General features: G+C 52.1%; 22 protein-coding genes and 1 pseudogene. 11 read left to right on the top strand and 12 right to left on the bottom strand.

Going from position 1 to position 22,058, the window contains the following annotated elements:
• Positions 1-52: 52 nt before the first annotated feature.
• Positions 53-598: a hypothetical protein gene (locus tag MHI42_RS21410; protein ID WP_342420593.1), complete on the bottom strand. Its 546-nt coding sequence runs from the start codon at positions 596-598 to the stop codon at positions 53-55.
• 290 nt (positions 599-888) lie between these two features.
• Here MHI42_RS21410 and MHI42_RS21405 point away from each other — a divergent pair, with 290 nt between their 5' ends.
• The gene (locus MHI42_RS21405) at positions 889-1,803 is read left to right on the top strand and encodes a phosphatidate cytidylyltransferase (RefSeq protein WP_042140464.1); all 915 of its coding nucleotides are present in this window, start codon (positions 889-891) and stop codon (positions 1,801-1,803) included.
• 101 nt (positions 1,804-1,904) lie between these two features.
• On the opposite strand, the gene MHI42_RS21400 is transcribed toward MHI42_RS21405, so the two are convergent.
• From MHI42_RS21400 to MHI42_RS21390, 3 genes are read right to left on the bottom strand one after another with little or no spacing between them, the layout of a single operon-like run.
• Positions 1,905-4,229 carry a carbohydrate-binding domain-containing protein gene (locus MHI42_RS21400; protein ID WP_342420592.1) on the bottom strand — a complete coding sequence of 775 codons (2,325 nt, stop codon included), beginning with the start codon at positions 4,227-4,229 and terminating at the stop codon, positions 1,905-1,907.
• A 27-nt stretch (positions 4,230-4,256) separates the two neighbouring features.
• On the bottom strand, positions 4,257-4,940 hold the full coding sequence (locus MHI42_RS21395) for a DUF4956 domain-containing protein (protein ID WP_342420591.1): 684 nt from the start codon (positions 4,938-4,940) through the stop codon (positions 4,257-4,259).
• Positions 4,933-5,676 carry a polyphosphate polymerase domain-containing protein gene (locus tag MHI42_RS21390; RefSeq protein ID WP_342420590.1) on the bottom strand — a complete coding sequence of 248 codons (744 nt, stop codon included), beginning with the start codon at positions 5,674-5,676 and terminating at the stop codon, positions 4,933-4,935. The genes MHI42_RS21395 and MHI42_RS21390 overlap by 8 nt, the downstream gene beginning before the upstream one ends.
• A gap of 333 nt (positions 5,677-6,009) precedes the next feature.
• Between MHI42_RS21390 and MHI42_RS21385 the strand changes: the two genes are divergently transcribed.
• Positions 6,010-6,687 (top strand): response regulator transcription factor, encoded by a 678-nt coding sequence (locus tag MHI42_RS21385; protein ID WP_171719211.1) that lies wholly within the window; start codon positions 6,010-6,012, stop codon positions 6,685-6,687.
• Positions 6,687-7,955: a HAMP domain-containing sensor histidine kinase gene (locus MHI42_RS21380; RefSeq protein ID WP_342420589.1), complete on the top strand. Its 1,269-nt coding sequence runs from the start codon at positions 6,687-6,689 to the stop codon at positions 7,953-7,955. The genes MHI42_RS21385 and MHI42_RS21380 overlap by 1 nt, the downstream gene beginning before the upstream one ends.
• 82 nt (positions 7,956-8,037) lie before the next feature.
• Here MHI42_RS21380 and MHI42_RS21375 read toward each other — a convergent pair whose 3' ends face one another.
• Positions 8,038-8,259, bottom strand: a complete 222-nt coding sequence (locus MHI42_RS21375) for a hypothetical protein (protein WP_042140469.1) — start codon at positions 8,257-8,259, stop codon at positions 8,038-8,040.
• 33 nt (positions 8,260-8,292) lie between these two features.
• A complete protein-coding gene (locus MHI42_RS21370) occupies positions 8,293-9,558 on the bottom strand; it encodes a YncE family protein (RefSeq protein WP_342420588.1) in 1,266 nt (421 codons plus the stop codon).
• A gap of 147 nt (positions 9,559-9,705) precedes the next feature.
• On the opposite strand from MHI42_RS21370, the gene MHI42_RS21365 reads away from it, so the two are divergent.
• The gene (locus tag MHI42_RS21365) at positions 9,706-10,353 is read left to right on the top strand and encodes a Vat family streptogramin A O-acetyltransferase (RefSeq protein WP_342420587.1); all 648 of its coding nucleotides are present in this window, start codon (positions 9,706-9,708) and stop codon (positions 10,351-10,353) included.
• A gap of 342 nt (positions 10,354-10,695) precedes the next feature.
• A complete protein-coding gene (locus MHI42_RS21360; protein ID WP_342420586.1) occupies positions 10,696-13,164 on the top strand; it encodes a discoidin domain-containing protein in 2,469 nt (822 codons plus the stop codon).
• 144 nt (positions 13,165-13,308) lie between these two features.
• Here the strand turns inward: MHI42_RS21360 and MHI42_RS21355 are convergent, their stop codons facing one another.
• Positions 13,309-14,067 carry a sugar phosphate nucleotidyltransferase gene (locus MHI42_RS21355; protein ID WP_342420585.1) on the bottom strand — a complete coding sequence of 253 codons (759 nt, stop codon included), beginning with the start codon at positions 14,065-14,067 and terminating at the stop codon, positions 13,309-13,311.
• Positions 14,068-14,203: 136 nt separating this feature from the next.
• A complete protein-coding gene (locus MHI42_RS21350; protein WP_342420584.1) occupies positions 14,204-14,581 on the bottom strand; it encodes a RidA family protein in 378 nt (125 codons plus the stop codon).
• A 143-nt stretch (positions 14,582-14,724) separates the two neighbouring features.
• On the opposite strand from MHI42_RS21350, the gene MHI42_RS21345 reads away from it, so the two are divergent.
• On the top strand, positions 14,725-14,928 hold the full coding sequence (locus MHI42_RS21345; protein WP_342420583.1) for a hypothetical protein: 204 nt from the start codon (positions 14,725-14,727) through the stop codon (positions 14,926-14,928).
• A 2-nt stretch (positions 14,929-14,930) separates the two neighbouring features.
• On the opposite strand, the gene MHI42_RS21340 is transcribed toward MHI42_RS21345, so the two are convergent.
• Together MHI42_RS21340 and MHI42_RS21335 are read right to left on the bottom strand one after the other, a co-directional pair.
• Complete coding sequence (locus MHI42_RS21340; protein WP_342420582.1) at positions 14,931-15,053, bottom strand: hypothetical protein; 123 nt, start codon at positions 15,051-15,053, stop codon at positions 14,931-14,933.
• Positions 15,034-15,780, bottom strand: a complete 747-nt coding sequence (locus tag MHI42_RS21335; RefSeq protein ID WP_342420581.1) for a DNA-binding protein — start codon at positions 15,778-15,780, stop codon at positions 15,034-15,036. Before MHI42_RS21335 ends, MHI42_RS21340 begins: the two co-directional genes overlap by 20 nt.
• A gap of 164 nt (positions 15,781-15,944) precedes the next feature.
• Between MHI42_RS21335 and MHI42_RS21330 the strand changes: the two genes are divergently transcribed.
• The 4 genes and pseudogenes from MHI42_RS21330 to MHI42_RS21315 all read left to right on the top strand — a co-directional run.
• Positions 15,945-16,295, top strand: coding sequence for a helix-turn-helix transcriptional regulator (locus MHI42_RS21330; protein ID WP_342420580.1), 351 nt, complete (start codon positions 15,945-15,947; stop codon positions 16,293-16,295).
• A gap of 29 nt (positions 16,296-16,324) precedes the next feature.
• The gene (locus MHI42_RS21325; RefSeq protein WP_342420579.1) at positions 16,325-16,684 is read left to right on the top strand and encodes a helix-turn-helix transcriptional regulator; all 360 of its coding nucleotides are present in this window, start codon (positions 16,325-16,327) and stop codon (positions 16,682-16,684) included.
• Between the two features lie 100 nt (positions 16,685-16,784).
• On the top strand, positions 16,785-17,132 hold the full coding sequence (locus tag MHI42_RS21320; protein ID WP_342420578.1) for a helix-turn-helix transcriptional regulator: 348 nt from the start codon (positions 16,785-16,787) through the stop codon (positions 17,130-17,132).
• A 20-nt stretch (positions 17,133-17,152) separates the two neighbouring features.
• Positions 17,153-17,281: pseudogene (locus tag MHI42_RS21315) on the top strand (helix-turn-helix transcriptional regulator); the annotation flags it as partial.
• 513 nt (positions 17,282-17,794) lie between these two features.
• On the opposite strand, the gene MHI42_RS21310 reads toward MHI42_RS21315, so the two are convergent.
• Positions 17,795-18,121: a hypothetical protein gene (locus tag MHI42_RS21310; protein ID WP_342420577.1), complete on the bottom strand. Its 327-nt coding sequence runs from the start codon at positions 18,119-18,121 to the stop codon at positions 17,795-17,797.
• 291 nt (positions 18,122-18,412) lie between these two features.
• On the opposite strand from MHI42_RS21310, the gene MHI42_RS21305 reads away from it, so the two are divergent.
• Positions 18,413-20,140: a hypothetical protein gene (locus tag MHI42_RS21305; RefSeq protein WP_342420576.1), complete on the top strand. Its 1,728-nt coding sequence runs from the start codon at positions 18,413-18,415 to the stop codon at positions 20,138-20,140.
• A 71-nt stretch (positions 20,141-20,211) separates the two neighbouring features.
• On the opposite strand, the gene MHI42_RS21300 is transcribed toward MHI42_RS21305, so the two are convergent.
• On the bottom strand, positions 20,212-21,942 hold the full coding sequence (locus tag MHI42_RS21300) for an Imm51 family immunity protein (RefSeq protein WP_342420575.1): 1,731 nt from the start codon (positions 21,940-21,942) through the stop codon (positions 20,212-20,214).
• Positions 21,943-22,058: the final 116 nt, after the last annotated feature.

The raw sequence follows: 22,058 nt of genomic DNA, 5'->3' as shown, positions 1-22,058 counted from the left end.
GGGTTCAACTATAATTAAAGTCCTCTTCCCTTAACGGGAACGAGGACTTTCTCTACACCCCAGAAGGATGATAATCGCTTAACTTACCGTAATAAACCAGCTCCAGCCGGTCGCTCTGCCGGAAATCATCCGGGGTCACGAGTGCAGGCAGCTTATTCCACAGCTTAATCCCTGAGCGCTCCAGAATCTCGGCAACAAACTGCGAGCAGAAGTAGGAGTTGCTGAATTCAACCGGCTCCTTCAGCGCTATGCCGATGACGCCGAGAATATTATAGAGATACTTCTGGCGGCTGCGGATGAAGACATGCAGAACCCGCTTCATTTTCTCCACCTCACGGTCTGTAACCTGAAGCCTGTAGATGACGCATGTTGTACCCGGATACTTGCTGTATGTACCTGTACGGATATCCTCCTTCACGAACCCGCCGTTCAGCGGATTGGCCGGATGCTTCCGCCCGAAGCTGTACAGCTCTGACAGCTCCCGGTTAAACGAGATGGAGGCATGATTATACGGAGCCTTGGTGTAGCCCTGGATCAGCTTCGTAAAAAGCGTCCCTGTATTGGTGAGCAGAATATAGACCGAAGAATCAGCTGACATTGCAATTTTCCCCTTATAATCTGGTATATAGGCCTTATGTGGCAGTGATCCGGTAACTCGCCAGAATCCTGCACATAATACAACATTTCCCTCATTAAATCGGCTCAAACTCAAAATTGTTGTACAAAAGGCAGCATTTCGCCTCTTCCAAGCGGCTTAGCGGGAAGGCTACAGACTGCCGGAAACGAATCAGATCAAGTGTAAGCTTCAAAATAAGCTGGACACTCTGTTTATTCTAACATAAAATTCCTTTATTGAAATTCCACCCATAGATAAGTTGGTGATTGCTGATGAACCGCTCGTTATTTACGCTCGTACTTATTTTCGCAGCTTTATCGGTTATACACTTATTGTATCTTGCTGTCAGCAGACTGCAGAAGGACAAGGATTATACCGGAATCGGCTTCCGGATCAAAACCTGGTGGGGCATGCTGTTCATCTTCTGCCTGGCTACCCTGTCCAATTCCGTCGTTTCCCTGCTGTCCCTGATGGTACTGGCCTTCTTCGCGCTCAAAGAATATTTCTCCATGATCCGGACAAGAAAAGCGGACCGCAGGCTGTTCCTCTGGGCGTACCTGTCCATTCCGCTGCAATTCTACTGGGTCTATATCGAGTGGTACGGGATGTTCATTGTCTTCATTCCGGTCTATGTGTTCCTGCTGCTGCCGCTGCCCAGGCTGATTAACAAAGGAACGCTGGGCTTCCTGCGCAGTGTCAGCGCCACCCAGTGGGGGCTGATGCTGATGGTCTTCGGGCTAAGCCACCTGGCCTACTTCCAGTTTGCGTCGCCGGAATATGGGGCTGGTCTTGTCCTGTTTCTGGTCGTGCTGACCCAGCTTAATGATGCCGTTCACTATCTGGCCTCGATCTATTTCGGCAAACACAAAATCGTCCCTACCTCCAACCCCTACCTGACCTGGGAAGGATTCGCCTGCGCGTTCGTTGTGACTACAGCGGTCTCCTATCTGATCTATCCGCACCTCACACCGCTGAATCCGGCCTTCGGGTATCTCTCCGGCATGCTGATCAGCCTCAGCGGCTTCTTCGGCAGCCTGACCGTATCTGTGCTCAAGCGCGATCTGCTGATCGGCGATGATGATAAATTCGCTGCGCTGAAGAAAAGCTACCTCAGCCGCATCGACAGCCTTACCTATACCGCTCCGGTATTCTTTCATGTCATCCGTTACTTCTTCGACTTCATGTAGCCGTCCGGCAGGCCCGCTACCGCTCCGGAACGCAAAAAACAGAGACTATCCGCTAATGGATAGTCTCTGTTGTGCTGTCAGGCTACAAATGCTCAGCCTGCTTACTTAGTGCTTGCTGCTGCATCCGCAGGAGCTGTTGTGCCTGCATCCGCTGGCTTGGTAGTTCCTGCGTCTGCTGGCTTCGTGGTGCCCGCATCCGCAGGAGCTGTTGTGCCTGCGTCAGCTGGCTTGGTAGTTCCTGCATCCGCTGGCTTCGTGGTGCCCGGATCAGCAGGTCTCGTGGTGCCTGCGTCGGCAGGCTTCGTGGTACCTGCGTCAGCTGGCGGTGTGCCGCCTTGGCCGCCTTGACCGTTGCCTCTGCCGCCTCCACCTCCGAATCCGCCTCCGCCGCCCATGCCGCTTGGGGCAGTGGTTATACCCGATTCATTGACCCAGGTTACACTGCCGGTAATATCAAAGGTCACGAATTCGGTGCCTCCGCTGTACTCGCCATCCGTATACAATCCGTCTACGGCTGCTCCGGTAGAGCTGCCTCCGGTATAGACAGTGTATGAGCCTTCTTTCAGCTCAGGGGAGCTCACAACTACCGTCTGGAAGCTCTTCGATGGCGTGAAGGTCAGGATGGTATTGCCGTCAGCGTCTTCCAGATGAACCATAGTTCCAGCCTGCTGAGTCTCCGTGAAGCTCACGCCTACCGAATACTGGCTGGAGTCTTCACCAGGGGCCTGTGCCATGCCGGAGGCGCCTGCTGCTACCAGATATCCGCCCGTCATGTTGAAGGTTCCGTCATAATCCAGTGCGCCGTTGCCCGAGTTCTCAGGGCCATTCACAATTGCGGTTCCGCCGGTCATGGTGATTGACCCGTTGGAATCCAGGCCGTCGCCTGCTGCATCCACGGTCAGGGTTCCGCCGCTGATGGTCAGCAGGTTGCTTCCGGTGCCGGCAGTGAATTGATCTTGTGCCTGCGTTCCCCCAGCAGCCGCATTATTATCGTTGCCGCCGGCCACGTTCACGCCGTCATCCGTCGCGACTACATGAATCTCACCGCCAGATATGGTAATGTTTCCTCCTTCAATTCCTTCATAGCTCTTCGTAATGTTGATCGTTCCGCCGGACAGGGAGGTCAGGGAATCGGCATGGATACCATCATCGCCTGCGGCAATTTCGAATTGTCCGTCCGTGATGGAGACATTGCTGTTACTGTGCACCGCATCATCTGCGGAATCAATCGTGAAGCTTCCTCCGTTCACGGTGAGGTCCCCGCCTGCTTTCAGCCCCTTTGCGCTGGTGGATTCAGTCTCCGTGGTGGTGGTGGCATCTGTGCTGGTAGTAGCATCGGTGCTGGCAGTTGCCGTCTGGTCAGCCGTCCCCACTGCATCCATCGCAGGCGGAGTTCCTCCGGCTGCTGCCTGATCCCCGGAAGTCTCTGTTCCCGGACGTTGGCCGCCGAAGCCACCGCCGCCCATACCCATTCCGCCTTCGCCTGTCTTCACTTCCGCATTCACACTACCGCCGCCTGTTACCAGGGTGTAGGTTCCGCCGTCGATCACAGCCGCCGTCTCGGCCTGAATGCCGTCATTGCCTGCGGTAATATCAAAGGTTCCTGCTGCAATGGCGATGAAGCCTTTGTCCTCATCTTCGTCGTTGGCCGATTTAATGCCATCGCCCTCTGCGTTAATCGTAATCGTACCGTCCTGTACGGCGATCAGGTCTTTACCGACGATACCATCATCTGCTGCCTTCACTTCAATTGTACCTGACATGATCTTCAGATCGTCTTTGCTTGAAATACCATCGTTGTAATTACCGGTTACCGTCAGCTTGCCGGTGCCGTTAATGGTCAGATCGGCTTTACTGAAGATGGCCGCGCCTGGTTCATCGGTAGCCGCATCTGCGAACACATAAGCAGCTCCGTCAGTCACACTGTTCTCAGTGCCTTCCTGCAGGGTGATCACAACTTTGCCGGCTTCCTTGATGTAGACCGGAGCACTGTCGCTGTCCGTCAGCTGTGCACCGTTCAGCACCAGCCGTACGGTTCCCTTCGCCTGCTCGTCTACAATAATCTGTCCGTCACTGAGCGTGCCGCTGAGTACATAAGTCCCTGCTTCCGTAATCGTTACGGTTCCGTCCGCAGCTGTAGCACCGGCACCGTCAACAGTAGCGCTCGTTCCGGCTAGTGTTACCGCGGTCGAATCCGCCTCCGTCCAGGCCGTTTCAGCATCATCTTCATCAAAAGTTACCAGATCCGTCAGCTTCACACTTGCCAGCTGTACTGCGGCAGACGTACTGCTCTGCTCAGCCGTCACTGCTGTATCTGCGTTGTTACTTGCAGTATTTTGCGTAGCGGCGTTTGAGCTGCAAGCAGACATGACTGCGGCGCATAACAACACCAGTCCTATTTTACTGCCTAAGATTAAGTTCTTCATCTGTCATCGTTCCCTTCTAGTCCAGCATTAATAGTCATTCATGACCGGAGCCATGGTTAGTGAGAGGTCAAGGTTCCCGTTGCGTGTGCGGATAGCGTCAAGCAATTCCTTCTGGCTGGTGTGCTCATCAATCGTTACGGCATAGACCAGTTCATACAGGCTGCCTAGTTCGGTCGTTCTGATTTTCTTAAGCTCGTAAGCTACATTGAATGTATTGAAAACTTCCGCGAAAGCTTCCTCATACCCCAGATTCTCGGGAATGGTCACTTTCAGTGTCTTTTGCATCGACTTTCTAAGACCAAAGCCTGTACGGTTAAGCACAACCATCAGGATGCAGAGAATAAGGGTGAAGAGTACCGCATATCCGAATGATCCAACCCCGCAGGCCAGGCCGGAGGCCATAGTGAACAGGACGAAGGTGATATCCTTCGGATCGCCGGGCGCGCTTCTGAACCGGATGATGGAGAAGGCGCCGGCAAGGCTGAAGGCCCGGGCAACGTTGCTGCCGATGAGCAGGATAATGATGGCCACAATGACCGGCAGCAGGACCATCGTAAGCGTGAAGCTCTGCGAATATCCGGCAGGGTTCGTCTTCATGTAGGTGAAGCTGATGAGTCCGCCAAGTACAATCGAGATCAATATGGTTAGAATGGCATTCGTGAAGGTTAGCTCCGTAGTGGTCAGGGCTGCGGAAAAAATCGAATCAAGCATATAGGACACTCTCTCTTTCTGCTTTGCTGTTCTTCAGCATTTTTTTATATTCGTTGCCGTATTTGGAGAAGCTGGTGCGGTACATCTGGTGCTCCGAGAGCATTTTGGCCAGCCAGACCGGAATCGTCTTCTCGGCCTTCACTTCCATCAGCCATTGGCCCGGCTCCAGCAGCTCTTCACCGTATACGCCGTGCTCCATCTTCAGATCGTACCGCCGGCAGCGGATATTCGTATCGAAGGTGATGCGCAGGTCGCGGTTATTTTTGCAGAACATCGCTTTGCGGTCATAGGACAGGTACAGCTTCGGCTGCAGATCATATCTGGTCAGCATGTACTTGATTTCTTCAATCACCTGCTTGTTCATGTTGCTCTTGAATTCAGGCTCGATCCCGCTGGCGACGAAATCATAGGCTTCATTCAGCTTGAGCGAGGTTCTTCTCTTGTTCACCAGGCCGAACACCTTTTTCTTAATTTCCAGATAGACCTTGGTCTCGCCGGTAGGAATGCCATATGCTCTGATGCGAAGCTTCTCCTTATATTTCGGCTTGGCCAGGCTGCTGCGGATCAGGGAATCATGGGGTGTGTCATAATATAGATTGGTGATGGAGTAGTACTCATGCTGTTTGTTGTACTCATCGGGTTCCATGTATTCGAGCAGTTCGTTATAGAGCTTCATGTAGGATTCAGTGTCGAACAGGTATTTGTTCTCGTAACGGTTGAACACTTCGATCGCCATATGGGTTCAGATCCTTTCGGGTTGTGTAATGGAGACTGCCTTTATCTGCACTTTCGTGTGTGCCTCGCTTGCTTATGAATGTATCTTAGCCCCCGAACCTTTAATGAATCTTAAATGGTTTTACACTGCGCTGACTTTTTAACACAGGGATAACACTTCCGGATGTATCTTCTATATAAGTGCCCTGGAACGATTGGAATTTCATCCGATGATTTCGCCCTGAATACCTCCGGCAGCACCTGAACAGCAGTACAGTTAAGGTTGATTAAAGGTAATCTTGCTATAATGGCTTAAGCAGCAAGTACATTACTTATGAAGAGGATGATTCATCCCATGAGAATATTAATTGTAGAAGACGAGATTCATCTGGCGGAAGCCTTGACCCAAATATTGAAGAAGCACAATTACTCGGTGGACGCCGTCCATGACGGCAGATCAGGTCTCGATTATGCGCAGAGCGGGATCTATGACCTGCTGCTGCTCGATATTATGATGCCGGAGATGGATGGAATCAGCGTGCTGAAGGAGCTGCGGAAGGACGGAATCTCCACGCCGGTGATCATGCTGACAGCCAAAGGGGAGATCACCGATATGGTCACCGGACTCGATCACGGAGCAGACGACTATATCGCCAAGCCGTTCTCTTCGGAGGAGCTGCTGGCCAGAATCCGGGCCGCCCTGCGGCGCAAAGGGGAAGTGATTCCTGAGGACGGCCTGAAGTTCGGAGATATTGAGCTGAACACGGCGAATCCGAAGCTGACGGTGAAGGGCAAGGAGATCAAGCTGAACCTTAAGGAAACCGAGCTGCTGGAGCTGCTGATCTTAAGGAAGCAGGCCGTAACCTCCAAGGAGCAGATTATTGAGAAGCTGTGGGGGTTCGATTCCGAAGCGGAGCATAATAACGTGGAGGTCTATATCTCTTTTTTGCGCAAAAAGCTTACCTTCCTGAATTCAGAGGTGCGCATCAGCACGATTAGAGGCGTGGGTTATGTATTAGAGGTGAGTGCTTAATGTTCAAGAAACTCAGAAACCGGTTCCTGATTGTCAATCTGGCTACCATCTCCATCATGATGCTGATTGCCTTCGCCTCGATCTATATCATCATGTACGTCAATGTGCAAAATGATATTAATATGGCGCTGCACCGGATTGCGGACAATGAGCAGAAGGGACCCGGCGGTGCACAAGGAGGCCCCCGCGGCGCAGCAGATGGAGGCGGCATGCCCATGGATAAAGGGCCCATAGACGCCTACCAGCCGGACCGTTCCGTCTCGTTCACCATACAGACCGATACAAGCGGTACGCTGGTCAGCAAGGATTCCAAATTCACGATGGATGATGAGTTCTATGACGCTGCGCTTAAGGAAGCCCTTAGTAACGGCAAGGACATCGGCCGGTTCACGCTGGATGGCAGCCGGTGGATCTTTATGGTCAAGCATACAGCGGACGGGAAGCAGATCGTCTTCATGGATATCACTTCCCAGCAGAAAATCCTGACCAACCTCATCTATACCTTCACAGCTGTCGGCCTGCTGATGCTGATCATTCTCTATTTCACCAGCCGCTTCTTCGCGAACCGCTCGATCGCGCCGGTCCGGGAGGCCTTCGACAAGCAGAAGCAGTTCATCGCCGATGCCTCGCATGAGCTGAAGACGCCGCTGACGATCATCAACACCAACGCGGATGTGCTGCTCTCCAACAGTGACGATACGATCCGCAATCAGGCGAAGTGGCTGCAGTATATTAAGTCAGAGACGGAGCGCATGACCCGGCTGACCAACGACCTGCTGTACCTGACAGAGATGGACGATTCCCGGACAGGAATGATCCACAGCAAGTTCAATATGAGCGATGCGGTAGAGAATATTATTCTGACCATGGAGGCTGTTATCTTCGAGAAGAATATCTCCTTCGACTACAACATCGAACCGGAGCTTACCGTGCTGGGGAACAGCGAACAGATTAAGCAAGTGGTGATGATTCTGCTGGACAACGCAGTGAAGTATACGAATCCTAAGGGCGCTGTAACCATCTCGCTCAAAAAGCAAAATAACGATGTCCTCCTCTCCGTCTCGAATACCGGGGAAGGCATCGCTGCCGAGCATCTGACGCGGATCTTTGACCGCTTTTACCGGACGGACACTTCCAGAGCGCGCAAGCAGGGCGGCTACGGCCTGGGTCTGGCTATCGCGAGGTCGATCGTCGATCAGCACAAAGGGAAGATTTACGCGAAGAGTGTGATAGGAGAATCAACGACGTTCTATGTGCAGCTGCCTTGAGGGTTGCGACAAGCATACCCATCTTATATTCCCAGTAAATGAGCCTCTCCCTTACCGGAAGAGGCTCATTTACTGATTATCTCTAAAGATAAGGGTTCCTTGTTAATCCCGCTGCCGGCATTATACGTTCATCTGCTTCAGCCCCGCTGCTGCGGCCCGGATCTTCAGCCATGCGTTCCTCTTTCTTCTGCAATACAATCGTGAATTCACCTAATCCGGGAACGTAGATCCGGGCTTCAGAATTCACTTGGTCCATGCCAGACAGCTGGATCATAATGTCTTCTGCCGAGTTTATTTCTATCATATCCTTCACCCCCTGCGGTAAGATGATGAACGCCTACGGATTGACACCGACGGAGAACGGACGCGCACCAACCGGAATAACGCTTATTACAGCCTGGGTGACCCCATCAATAACCGATACCGTGTTATCATCCTGATTAGTAATATAGATACGGCTCGTCAATGGATTAGCGCCTGCACCATTAGGGTTATTCCCCACCGGAATGGTAGTAATCACCGTATTGGTCAATCCGCCAATCACAGATACATTGTCGTCATCCCGGTTCGGTACATAGATGGCATTGGTAGAGATGTTCACTCCCAATTCACCCGGAGTCGTACCGACGGGTACGTTAGTTATCACCGTATTGGTTGCTCCATCAATCACGGAAACGGTGTTGCTGGTTATGTTCGAGACATAAATCCGGTTCGTCAAGGGATCAACACCCAACCGGAACGGGTTCACCTGCACGGGAATCTGTGTAATAACCGTATTCGTAGCCCCGTCAATGACGGTAACAATATCCGAGTTGAATTCAGCTACATAAATAGTATTGGTTAATGAATTCACGCCGATTCCCGTTGGAAAAGGAGAACCGCCAGCGGGAATAATGGTAGTCACCACAGTGTTGGTTAATCCGTCAATGACAGTGACCGTATTATCATTAAAATTCGCAACATAGATGGCATTGGTAGCCGTATTGACCGCAACTCCGCCTGCTCCGTCCCCCGCAGGAACGGTGGCCAGCACCATATTGGTTACTCCGTCGATAACGGATACGTTATCGCTGTTCAAATTAGCAACATAGATGCGGTTGGTTAACGGGTTCACCGCTACTCCTGCAGGATTCACACCTACAGGGATGACTGCGATCACCGCATTTGTTGCGCCGTTGATCACAGAAACATCATTGCTGTTGAAATTGGCAACATAGATACGGTTGACGGAGCCTGTGACTCCCCCCTCTTCAGCACCCAGCAGCTCGGCTGAGACAAGACGGTGGGCGGTAACCAGCTGCCCGGCTGAATTTTTACCCCACACTGAGGTTTCCGTCTGCAATTCGGCAAGACCTTCCGTTGTAAAGACAAATTCATAGGCATCCAGATTGGCAAAGTAATTTCTTGTGATCACCTCGTCCGGGGAAACTGTAATAAGCTCGCTTACATACAATGTCCTTGTGAGCGTTAAATTGTATCCTTGGATCAGAATAGCAGACTGATTCACCGCGTTCCGGTTATCGATCTTGACCGTCACCTGCACAGTAGGCCTGACACCGCTCACTTCATTATTTTCAATAGGTCCTGTTGACAGAATAGCCATTCTAGTGCATCCTCCCTTGTAATCAGAGATTTAAAAACTACCAGTCTCTCATAAGGTATGTAAGAACTGGAGTCCGGATTGGACTATACTATAGCTAGAATTAAATTATGGCTCGACTGCCCATTTATCCAAGAAAGGTGTGATCCTATGCATTCAATTGGCCCTAACCCGGAGGCCATCCATCCCAATCCCCATATCAAGCAGGTCCGTTTCATCAAAAATACAATCACACGTCCCAACATTATTGCGGGAGATTTCTCCTACTATGATGATCCTGACGAATCGGTATCCTTCGAGAGCCGTGTAACTCATCATTATGAGTTCATCGGGGACAAGCTGATCATCGGAAAATTCTGCGCCATCGCCCGCGGCACCGAATTCATTATGAATGGGGCCAATCACCGGATGGGCTCGGTGACCACCTACCCCTTCAACATTATGGGCGGCGGCTGGGAGCAGGCGACGCCTGAGCTGGCGGATCTGCCCTACAAAGGCGATACCGTCATCGGAAGCGATGTCTGGATCGGCCAGAATGCTACGATCATGCCGGGCGTGACGATTGGTGACGGGGCGATCATCGCCGCTAACGCTACCGTTACCAAGGATGTTCCAGCCTATCATATTGCCGGAGGCAATCCGGCCCGGATTCTGCGGCCGCGCTTCAGCGATGAACTGATCCGGCTGCTGCTGGAGCTGAAGTGGTGGGACTGGAGCCCGGAGAAGATCACAGCGAATCTTGAGGTGCTGTGCAGCAGTGATCCGGAGCGGATCAGAGGTCTTGCCGGGGAGGTATGAAGGGCGTGAAGCTCCCGGATTCCTGGTATTGGCAACTCATACATTAGAATCGTAAGCCACCAAGGGGTGTCTCAGAAGCCGGATAACGGCTGTTTGAGACACCCCTTATTGTTTAGCAGGACCTAGAAACCCTCAAAATGTTGAAAATTTGGCATCTTGATAAATATCCTGGCATTCTCTGGAGCTGGAACGGGGAATACAGTAAGTGTGAGCGCTTGGTAAGCGCTTCAATAGAAGTTAGGAGGAACAGATAAATATGATTGTGTGAAGGTGATGAACTGTAATGCGCATGGCAAATTATCAATAAATCAGGAGCTCAACCCGAGGAGGAATTCACTTTTTATGCTGAAAAAAGTTGTCTCTGCCGTCTCCATCCTTGCGATTGCATTAAGTATTTCTGCGGTTAAACCTGCCGTCACCGAAGCAGCCCCGATCAGTGAGGCGAATTCAACCATTTTTGGCCCAAATGTGTACGTATTTGACCCCACGATGGCCGCCGCGGATATCCAGAATATCACCTCATCCGTATTCAGCTCTCTGGAATCGAGTGAATTCAGCAGCGACAGAAAGGCGTTTCTGTTCAAGCCGGGGTCGTATAACTTAAATTTCAACGTAGGCTTCTATACTCAAGTGTCCGGTCTCGGCCAAAATCCAAACGATGTTAACATTAACGGCGGACTCAATATTAATGCGGATTGGGATAACGGGAATGCGACCAGAAATTTCTGGCGGAGTATCGAGAACCTGTCCATCACGCCTTCCGGCGGGACCACCCAAATCGCCGTTTCTCAGGCAGCCCCGCTCCGCAGACTGCATATCAAAGGCAATCTGGATCTGTTCGATTTCGATGCTAACTGGAATGCCGGCTGGGCCAGCGGAGGATTTCTTGCCGATTCCATCGTGGATAACGCCGTTGTTCCCGCTTCACAGCAGCAGTGGTTCTCACGGAACAGCCAGTGGGGAAGCTGGGCGAACGGCGTGTGGAACATGGTATTTGTGGGAGTGACCAACCCTCCGGCCGGCCAATTTCCGGATCCGCCTTATACTGTAGTAGACAGAACGCCCGTCATACGCGAGAAGCCGTATCTGTATATTAACGGTGCAGGCCAATACCAGGTATTTGTGCCTTCACTGCAAAGCAATACCCAGGGTGTCAGCTGGGCAAACGGTCAAACCCCCGGACAATCGGTCTCCATCGATCAATTCTATATTGCCCGGCCGGGAACTTCGAGCGCAGCGGATATGAATACCGCTCTTAGTCAAGGCAAGCACCTGCTGTTCACGCCAGGAATCTACCATTTAAGCGATACGATCAGGATAACGAATGCCAATACCGTCGTACTTGGTATCGGTATCCCCACATTAATACCGGACAACGGAAAAACGGCAATCTCAGTCAATGACGTGGATGGAGTGAAAATAGCAGGTCTTACAATTGATGCCGGACCGGTTAATTCTCCTTCACTGCTCGAAGTTGGAGCAGGCGCAAGTACCTTGAGTCATGCAGGTAATCCGACATCGCTTCATGATATCACCCTTAGAACCGGTGGAGCATCGGCAGGCAGAAATGATACCGGTCTTAAGATCAACAGTAATGACGTCATCGCAGATCAGCTCTGGATCTGGCGCGCAGATCACGGGGCAGGTGCGGGCTGGACATCCAACGCCTCCAAGAACGGCCTTATTGTAAACGGCAACAATGTGACCATATATGGTTTATTTAACGAACACCATAATGAATACCAGACTTTATGGAACGGCAACGGCGGCCGTGTGTACTTCTATCAATCGGAAATTCCTTATGATGTTCCGAATCAAGCAGCCTGGATGAGCAAGAATGGCAGCGTAAATGGCTATGCCTCTTATAAAGTGGCGGACAATGTAACCAGCCATGAGGCATGGGGGCTCGGTGTATATTCCTATTTCAGGGATGCAGCCGTTAAGCTCGAAAGTGCAATTGAAGTTCCTAACGCTCCCGGTGTGAAGCTCCATCATGCTACAACCATATGGCTGTCGGGTACGGCGGGCAGCGAAATCACTCATATCATCAATAACACGGGCGGTAGAGTCTACGCCAATTCTCCGGCCGCAGCGATGAGGCAGACCCTCTCGGAATTTGCAGGGACCGGAACTGCCGATACCCAGGCGCCAAGCACTCCGGCCAATTTGACGGCGGCAGCGGCCTCCAGCAGCAGCATTAACCTGAACTGGACCGCAGCAACCGACAATGTCAGTGTCACTGGCTATGAGATTTACCGCGGGGGCACGCTTGCGGGAACCACAGCAACGACTTCCTACAGTGACAGCAGTTTAACGGCTGCAACGGCCTACAGCTATACGGTAAAAGCAAAGGATGCGGCCGGCAATCTGTCTGCCGCGAGTAATACAGCTACTGCCACAACGCAGGCAGGATCAGCAGCATCGCTGGACCGGTCAGGCTGGACAGCAACTTCTTCGCCTACCAGCGGAGATGTGCCGGCCAACCTGCTGGATGGAAGCATGTCTACGCGCTGGAGCACCGGAACGGCGATGGTGCCGGGGCAGTCATTCACCGTGGATATGAAAGCGGTGAAGAGCTTTAAGAAGATTGTAATGGATTCTACAGGCAGTGACGGAGACTATCCACGCGGATACGAGGTGTACGTCTCGAATGACGGAAGCAATTGGGGAAGCGCAGTAGTGACCGGCAGCGGCAGTGGTCCGGTCGTAACGGCAACGTTTGCGGTTCAGAGCGCGAGATATATCAAAGTGGTTCAGACGGGTAATGCAACAAGCTGGTGGTCTATACGGGAAGTGAATTTGTATAACTAGCTAGGAGGAGCGTTTTTACGCCGAAAAGGCGATCCCGGAATCATCGCGAAAGTGATGATGGACGGGGGGAGCCGCTGAATGCAGAAATGGCTGTCTGGGACCGATTGCTTGCGTCCTGGACAGCCATTTCTTCTGCTATTAAGTTCAGTAAGATGCCTTATCCTCGCCTGCGCCCAGTCTGGCCCGCATCTCCGCATACGCCTCCGGGGTACCGACATCATCGATCGTCCCCTCCGTATAATAGGCCCGCATCTCCTGGCGGGAATGCAGCCACTCCGGGAAATAACTCGGCGCATCCGGGTTGCCTCCCTCAGCAAGATAGCGGGAAATCAGCGGCAGCGTAGTCCGCTTGTAGATATAGAGGGCAAATACGCCGATGCTCGAACGCGGCTCCTGCGGCTTCTCCTCCAGCGACAGGACCCGCATCTCTGCGTCCAGCTCGGCTACACCGACACTGCGAAGCTCTTCTATATTGTCCACGTTACGGACCAGAATACAGTCCCTATCTATTTTATGAAAATAGTTCAAATACCCTTCCAGGCCGAATCCGAGCACATTGTCTCCTGCCAGTACCAGCAGATCATCCTGCATCTGCTCCCGCTCCAGCACATATTGGATATCGCCAATTGCACCTAAACGTCCTTCCGGGGAGGAAGTGCCGTCATTCAGAATACGGATCGGCTTCGATCCCCGATACTGCTGATGCCACTGCCCAAAAGCATGAAAGAAACGGTCATTCGTCACAATGAGAATCTCCGTGATGTCCTCCAGCACCTCCAGGCGGCCGATTAGCAGATCCAGAATCGTCCGGCTCCCTTGAACCGGCAGCAGCGGCTTCGGTGTGTCTTTGGTTAACGGATACAGGCGGGTCGCGTACCCCGCAGCCAAGATCAATGCTATCATTCCTGTTCGCTCCTCTGCCCGGTGAATATGTCCCTCTACTATAACCCAGTGTAGACGGCCAGCCAAGCCTCCGGCTGCTGCACTCACTTACGCGGCAGGCATCCCAGAGTACATGTTCTTCCTGGCAGCGGGCACTTTACTCCGCCTTACGCGGTCTATACGCGATACCGTCGATCTGAACCTTAAGTCCATCCGGGCCGCCGATATGCGCGAACTCGGTGGAGATGGTTTTGCGTGCCGGATACTTGCCTTGGAATCTGCGCTTGAACACCTCTTCCATGACCGGAATATCCCAAATATCCCGCAGCAGAATATCCATCTTCACCACATCTGTTAGCGTAAGGCCCACCTGCCCCAGGCGGTCCCTCATATCATTCAGCGCACCCTCTACCTGCTCTTCCACCGTTCCGCCTACATTGCCTACACAGAAGCTGAGGAAGATGAAATCCCCCGCTTCCACAAAACCTGAATACGCATAATCCTTGTTCACATCATGCCTGATGATTTCGCCCATGTTCGCTTGTTCGCCCCTTGTCCTCTGAGATAAGCCCAGTATAACGGTGGAACCCGGACAGCTGTATGTCGTGGTTTTGTAGGATAATTATGGTAATATTAGAACTGAATCAAAAAGGCTTGCACCTGAAATGGAGGAGAACCATGAAGCGATTTGTCACCTCAAAATCTTTTCTGATTACATCTGTTCTGTTCAGCCTGCTGTTCATTGTGAATCTGACGGCAACTCCTGACAGCACGGCTACAGATATTATAATCAGTATCCTTAAGTCCATCTTAGCCGGGGTAATCAGCGGGTTTTTGGTTGGCGGGCTGATCTTTCTTGTGCAGAAGAAGAAGACGGTCTGATCCTAGACTCCCGCATGCGGGAGTTCTGGAAGCTCCATAACAACCTGTCCCAGACACGCTGCCAGTACCTCATGATACCGCCGCTCCTCTTCTATCGTCACTTCCTCACGCAGTGATTCGAACAACGCCAGGGCAGCGTTTGAAGTTGCCGTCATGCCTGGACTGGTGGGCCAGCCTTAAAGATTGCAGCGTCCAGTCCAGCGCTTCCGGCGCTCTGCCCCTTCGCTTACAATATAAGGCCAAGTGATAACAATAGCAGTAATACTGTACGATATTATCTGCATCCTCATACTCTCCAAACCCGGCGCTCTGTTCCGCGAATCTATACAGCAGATCATCGACATCAAGCCCATACTGAACCGCAGCCTGTAAAATTACACCGAGACCTGGAAGCAGCTCCTCTGGATTATCCTGCAAGAACCGGGTATACCCCTCTAGAAATTCTATTCTTCCGGACAGAATCTCCACCATATACAGATTGGCACGCGCCAGACCTCTGAACTCCTCGGCAATCGCCTGCCCCTCCAGCCCCAAGTCCTCCATCCAGCCAAGCTCGGCATAGCGGTATATAGTCTCCCTGGCCTCACCATACTTCTCCTGCTTCTGATAGGCAATGCCCCGCATTAGATGACTGAACCCGAAGTAATAGACCAGCGGACGCACTGTATCCAGAATGGGTACCGGAAGCTTCTTGGCCTTATAATACTGACGCTCCTCATAGACGCACTGCGCATAGCTGTACAGAATTCCGGCAGCATCCAGCATCTTGTCCCATTCCTCGAAGCGGTAAGCCATTTCTATCATTTCCATGATAATCTCCGGATTCAGTGATTTCAGAATGGAAGGGCGCACGGGTGGGGCCTCCTTTTTATCCATTTTTAGTTAATTGTATAGTTGAATATATATTTGGTCAATATAAATAGTACTTTTGAGTACTATTTATCTATAAATTGATTTGGTTTTGATTATCTGTAATGGTTAGCTGACCTCTTCTAACCTTAAGTGGAGGTGATCCCATGAATTTACCAGAAAGTGTAGGAAGTCGGATACGTGAGCTTCGAAAAGCAAAAGGATGGACTCAAGAACAACTGGCGGAAGCAGCATCACTTCATTACAGTTATATCGGCGGAGTTGAACGAGGGGACCGCAATATTTCTTTGGAGACACTGGAGAAAATAATAGCTGCCTTTCAAATTCCCGCTGAAGAAATTTTCCGTTTCGAGGATGATACCGACCGCCGTAAGGCCTTAGATGAACATATGACTCTGATTAGTGGCAGGAGTACAGAGGAAATAGCAGCACTGACAAAGATTAATCGGGAAGTGATTGTTACACTGGATATCTCTGGAGAAAAGAATACTAAATAAGAAATATCTACTCCATGAGGTGAGCCAAAATGCCAGATGAATCCAAGTCCGAGCTTGTACAAAGAATTGGAGAACGTATTCGAAGAGTACGCAAAGAAATAAACCTTTCGCAAGAGCAGCTTGCAGAACGGTCAGGTTTACATACGAATTATGTGGGACAAGTAGAACGTGGAGAGAAGAACCTTACGCTTGAGACTTTGGAAAAAGTAGTTGGAGGTCTGGATATATCGTTGGAGGAATTGTTCCGTTACATTGGACCCATGAAGCAAAAGGATGCAATTAGTCAGATTGTAGATTTACTTATTGAACGTCCATCAGTAGACCAGGAGATGGCGCTTAGTGTACTAAAGTCGGTTTTGGATTGGGAAGAAAAGAAGCACGACCTTTAAAAATGCTACAAAGATTATAACTCCCCGCTTAATATCGATAATGGGTTTCTTCTCCGCTAGTAGTATTTTGCCCTCTTAACCTTTGGAAAAGGTGATTACTATGACAGACTTACGGAATACTGCCGGAGATCGAATTCGTGCTATAAGAAAAGCAAAAGGACTAACACAACAACAGTTAGCTGAACTCTCCGACTTGGATGATGCATACATAGGGGCCGTAGAACGTGGCGAACGGAATTTTTCGATTGATACACTGGAGAAAATCGTGACAGCACTAAAAATCCAACCCGCAGATTTATTTCAGAATAAGGATGACTTGAGCGAGGCAGAAGCTGCGCAGCGGAGAGCCATTGATGAGTATGCTGTTACTGTTGGTGAGTTAAGTGTTAAGCAAATAAGTACTTTGAATAGGATTGTTAGAGAGGTACGGAGAGCTTTTGAGGATTGAGCATACCCTGAGGTGAGCCCATGAATTTACCAGAAAGTGTAGGAAGTCGGCTACGTGAGCTTCGAAAAGCCAAAGGATGGACCCAGGAACAACTGGCGGAAGTAGCATCACTTCATTACAGTTATATAGGCGGGGTTGAACGAGGGGACAGCAACTATCGTTAGAGGAATTATTCCGCTACATCGGTCCCCTGAAACACAGACACACTCCGGTTTGCTTGTTTATAATTGCTTTCTAGAAAAGAGGAAAACTATGGGTTCACCTGACGGAATGATTATTTTCTCAGCAATATCCACTATATTTCTGGCATTATGGGTTATTGGCACTCTATTTATAACCATATTTCCCAAGAGATCGTGGAAGTTCTTACAGGGGTGGAAGTCGGACCGGGAACCTTCGGGCTCGTATTTTATAATGGTAAGAGTCCTTGCCGCCATTCTGTTCATAATTGGAGTTACTCTGCTCTTGTTAAGCAAGTTTAATCATTGACCCTTCAGCCCTGATTATGCCTATACATCCCGCGCTGCGTGTAAATCAAACACATCAAACACCCCCAAATAATCTCCCGATTATCTGGGGGCAGCACTCTCAATCTCTATCTCAATTATCATTTGCTGTAATCTTATCCTCTTCTATCTTGGAGGCTCTTTTCCTTTTCCCACCTACCAGTTATTCCCCGCCCCCGACACTGTGAAGCCCGTTGAAGTATTCAGGAACTTCCCGGAAGGCGCGCCGTTCACGGTATTGCTGTTGAACACCGAAGTACCGGTAGCGGAGCCTTGGATACACACGCCATAAGTCCTGGCGTTAATGATGTTGTTCAAAGCATAGGTCACCGAGATATTCGGTGCCGGTTCTTCGATGAAGATTCCGGAGTAGGTGCTGTCCTGGATGGTGTTGCCGGTTGCAGGCAGGAGGAATTCAAAGCGATTGCACCATTGTAAAAAGAAACCGGAATCCACGAGGCATACGTCTACTCCATTCCACACTAGCCCTCATACGTTATACAGAAGCCCGAGTGGTTATGTATAAACCTGACCGGCAGAAGGTGGGATAGCATGAATAAGTCGGATGTAGATAAGAATAGGAAGCTCAAGCTGCAGCGAATCAAAAGAAAACGGATAAAGCTTCGGCTCTATAGCAACACAATGTATAAATATAATAAGCACCTGAAAAAAAGCAGGATTCTAAATGGGAAGCGCAGCGCCAAAGGGAATCCTGCCTCACGGAGTGCTAAGTGTCCGCCTAGTGAGACAGCAGCTTCACCAGGGCCAATGAGCATGATGGAACTCATGCAAAACATGGCTGCAATGGGGATGCAGGGAGCCACTGGCGCTGTAGGACTCATGGGCAGTATAGGCGTTATGGGCGCGACTGGCGCGACCGGAGTGATGGGCAGCATTGGACTGATGGGCAATGTTGGAGCGACTGGCGCAACGGGGACGACAGGTGCAATGGGCACGATCGGACTCATGGGCAGCATTGGGGTGATGGGAGCTACCGGGGCAACAGGTGCGATGGGCAACATCGGACTTAGCGGCACCATTGGAGCCATGGGCGTGACCGGGGCGACGGGCGCGATGGGCAACATCGGACTCATGGGCTCGATTGGTGCTATGGGCGGAACCGGCGCGACGGGCGCGATGGGCAGCATCGGGCTTATGGGCAACATTGGAGCCATGGGCGTGACCGGAGCAACAGGCGCGATGGGCAGCATCGGGCTCATGGGCAACATTGGAGCCATGGGCGTGACCGGGGCGACCGGCGCGATGGGCAGCATCGGGCTCATGGGCAACATTGGAGCCATGGGCGTGACCGGAGCGACGGGCGCGATGGGCAGCATTGGGCTTATGGGCAACATTGGAGCCATGGGCGTGACCGGAGCGACGGGCGCGATGGGCAGCATCGGGCTCATGGGCAACATTGGAGCCATGGGCGTGACCGGAGCGACGGGCGCGATGGGCAGCATCGGGCTCATGGGCACCATTGGCGCTATGGGCGCAACCGGGGCGACGGGCGCGATGGGCGCGATGGGCGCGATGGGCAGCATCGGGCTTATGGGCAACATTGGCGCGATGGGCGTGACCGGGGCGACTGGTGCGATGGGCAGCATCGGGCTCATGGGCAACATTGGAGCCATGGGCGTGACCGGAGCGACGGGTGCGATGGGCAGCATCGGGCTCATGGGCTCGATTGGGCTCATGGGTGTGACCGGCGCGACCGGCGCGATGGGCAGCATCGGGCTTATGGGCAATATTGGAGCCATGGGCGATATTGGGCTGATGGGTGCAATGGGAGCCATGGGCTTAATGGGCCTCGAAGGCATAACCGGGGCCACGGGAGCAACTGGGGCTACCGGGGCTCCGGGAGCCATGGGCCTTATGGGCTTGCCGGGAACTGCCGGCTTGCCTGGTCCTACAGGTGCCACTGGCGCAACTGGCGCAGCAGGAGCGACAGGACCGGCAGGTGCACCGGGAGCGCCCGGTCTGGCGGGCTCACCAGGGATAGCAGGAGCAGGCTCGGCATTCATTGAGACTTTGAAGATCGGGGATCTCAATGCCCAAATCCCCTTTAATGCGAGCGGCGGCAACAATCAGGCCATCGGGGCACTCGCCTTCAGCGGGCAGCAGATCACGATTAACAGACTTGCAGCTTATGTTACGCAATTAGGCTCTACAGGTGTGTTCCAGATGGCTGTCCTGCAGCCGACCAGCTCCTCCCAGTCTACAGTTATTGGAGTAACCACTGTAGCGACCTCATTACGGGCAGGAATATTTATTCTCCCGCTGACGGCATCTCTGACACTTTCAGGGGATATCACGTATCAGCTTGCCGTCTTCAACCTGATCAACGGCTCTAACCTCGGAGGACGAAGCACCGGAACATCCGGGCTGGTCTCCCCGCCGATTAATTTCAGATCGCAGAACCTCTCCGGATTCACAACAGGCCAGTCTATCAATACAAGCGATGTCATCCTTCTATCCCCTTGGCTGGCGGGACTCGCTTAACCCCTTCAATCCACCCGCCAACATAAAACAGGGACCGCCCTAATAAGGCAGTCCCCTTTCCTTTATCCGCTCTAATCCAGCTCCGCACGCGAGAATAGATCCCGGATCAATACGTCGTCCTCACAAGCCCGCTTGAATGCGGAGGCGAAGGCTATGACCGCAGCTCCATCGGAGGAGTACGCGCAGAACATACCGGCCTCCGGGTCAAACCGGATGATTCCGGCCAGTTCAGGCATCTGTTCCTCCAGGAATACCGCAGCCAGAGAGCCCCAGTCATATCCATTGCCTTCGAATCCCTCCTCTTCCCGCGCAGCAAACACTTCGGCCTTGTAGCTGCCTACGTTCAGAATCACAGATTTTCCGCCATTCTCCTGCTCTACTATAATAAAAGGCTTAACATCCACAGCTTCCGTGGCTTCTGCCTCCTTCAGCTTCGCAAGCAATTGTTCCTCTGCTATATCCGTGAACCGCAGCGCTCCCTCACTCTCCACGATCATTCCCTGCCGCACCCGTTCATCCAGCCAGTCGGAGATGAAGCCCGGGGCGTATCCGCCTGTGCTGAATTCGCCGCCGAACGCGATTATTTTCGAATAGACCTCAAGATATTGGTCACGGTTCGTCTGCGGATAGGCGCTGGTGTACAGCCAGAACTGCAGATCATACATCAAGGCCGAGCGTTCGTCCGCATGAAGAGAGAAATGGCCCTTCTCTTCAACGATGGCGGTACAGATGCCGCGGATGATCCCATCTATGTTATCCACTCCGGTGGCTTTATCGCATAGCTCCTGAAGCAGAGGAGAGAATTGCCCGGTGGCTACCTTCCGCAGATCGTCCTGCTTATCTTCCTCCGATGTATCATAGACCTCCTCGCTCACCAGCCCGCGGATGAAGGTCTCATAATCCTTGGCCAGGAACGTAATTTCATAGTTGTTCTCCTGGTCCACATGAATGACCTCGGGTTCTCCCTCCGGCCCGCAGTAACGGTAATCCAGCATCACCACATCGTGGCCTGCAGACGGACAGTCCCCAATAACCACTCCAATATCGGGGTATCCCCACTCCTCGATCATGAACTGGCTGCCGAGATCGCCGCAGAGGGCATAGCTTTGGTCCCGGCCGATACCGGCAATTCCCGAGATTGCGATATGATCTTCAGCCCAGGAGGTGGATTCCTCCACCGGGAAGCAGGTGTTACGGGGAATCCCGCCGTTCTGCTGCTTCATCATCGCGATGTAAGAGGACGGCAGCTTATAGCCCAGCTCCTGCTCCACAGAAGTAATCAGTTCGTCACTGGGCGGCGCCGACACATACTCCTTCCGGGCATAGTCGCTGTCCTCCCAGAAATCCGCGCAGTATTCGATGAAAGCGTTCAGGTCTCTTCCGTCCGCATCCCCCTGTGCATTGGAGACACGCAGCGCTGCGGCACGCCTTGCCTGCTCCCGCTTCTCCCGCTGTTCGCCGCTCCGGCTCCACTTCAGCAGCATTACGGTATCCCCGTCTCCGGGATCTAATTGATCAGCACGCTCAAACGCATGGATTGCCTGTTCATATTGCTTCAGATAATAATAGGAATATCCTATGCGAAAATGCCACAGCGGATCATTCCTGCCCTCCCCTGCAATACTGAGCAGCTGCTCCAGTGCCTCCCCGTAATGTTCCAGGTTGTTATAGGCTCTGGCCAACTGGCTGATAGTCTCATAATCTCTTGCATCCGGCGGAATCTCCTGAATGCGGTCCACAATCTGCTGATACTCATTTTCATCATGCCAGCGTTTCAGCTGTGCCAGCAACTCCTCATCCATGCCTTCGGCCTCCCCATGTGACACTGCAAATAAGCCCGTACCCGATCGCTGCCGGACTGCTTACAGTCAGTTAAATCGCTATTACCCATTCACCCTGAATGGACGGGTCTAAACAT

This window comes from Paenibacillus sp. FSL E2-0178 (assembly GCF_038593005.1).
GTDB classification, from domain to species: Bacteria; Bacillota; Bacilli; order Paenibacillales; family Paenibacillaceae; genus Paenibacillus_AQ; species Paenibacillus_AQ phytohabitans.
This window is presented reverse-complemented; position numbering and strand designations above follow the sequence as displayed.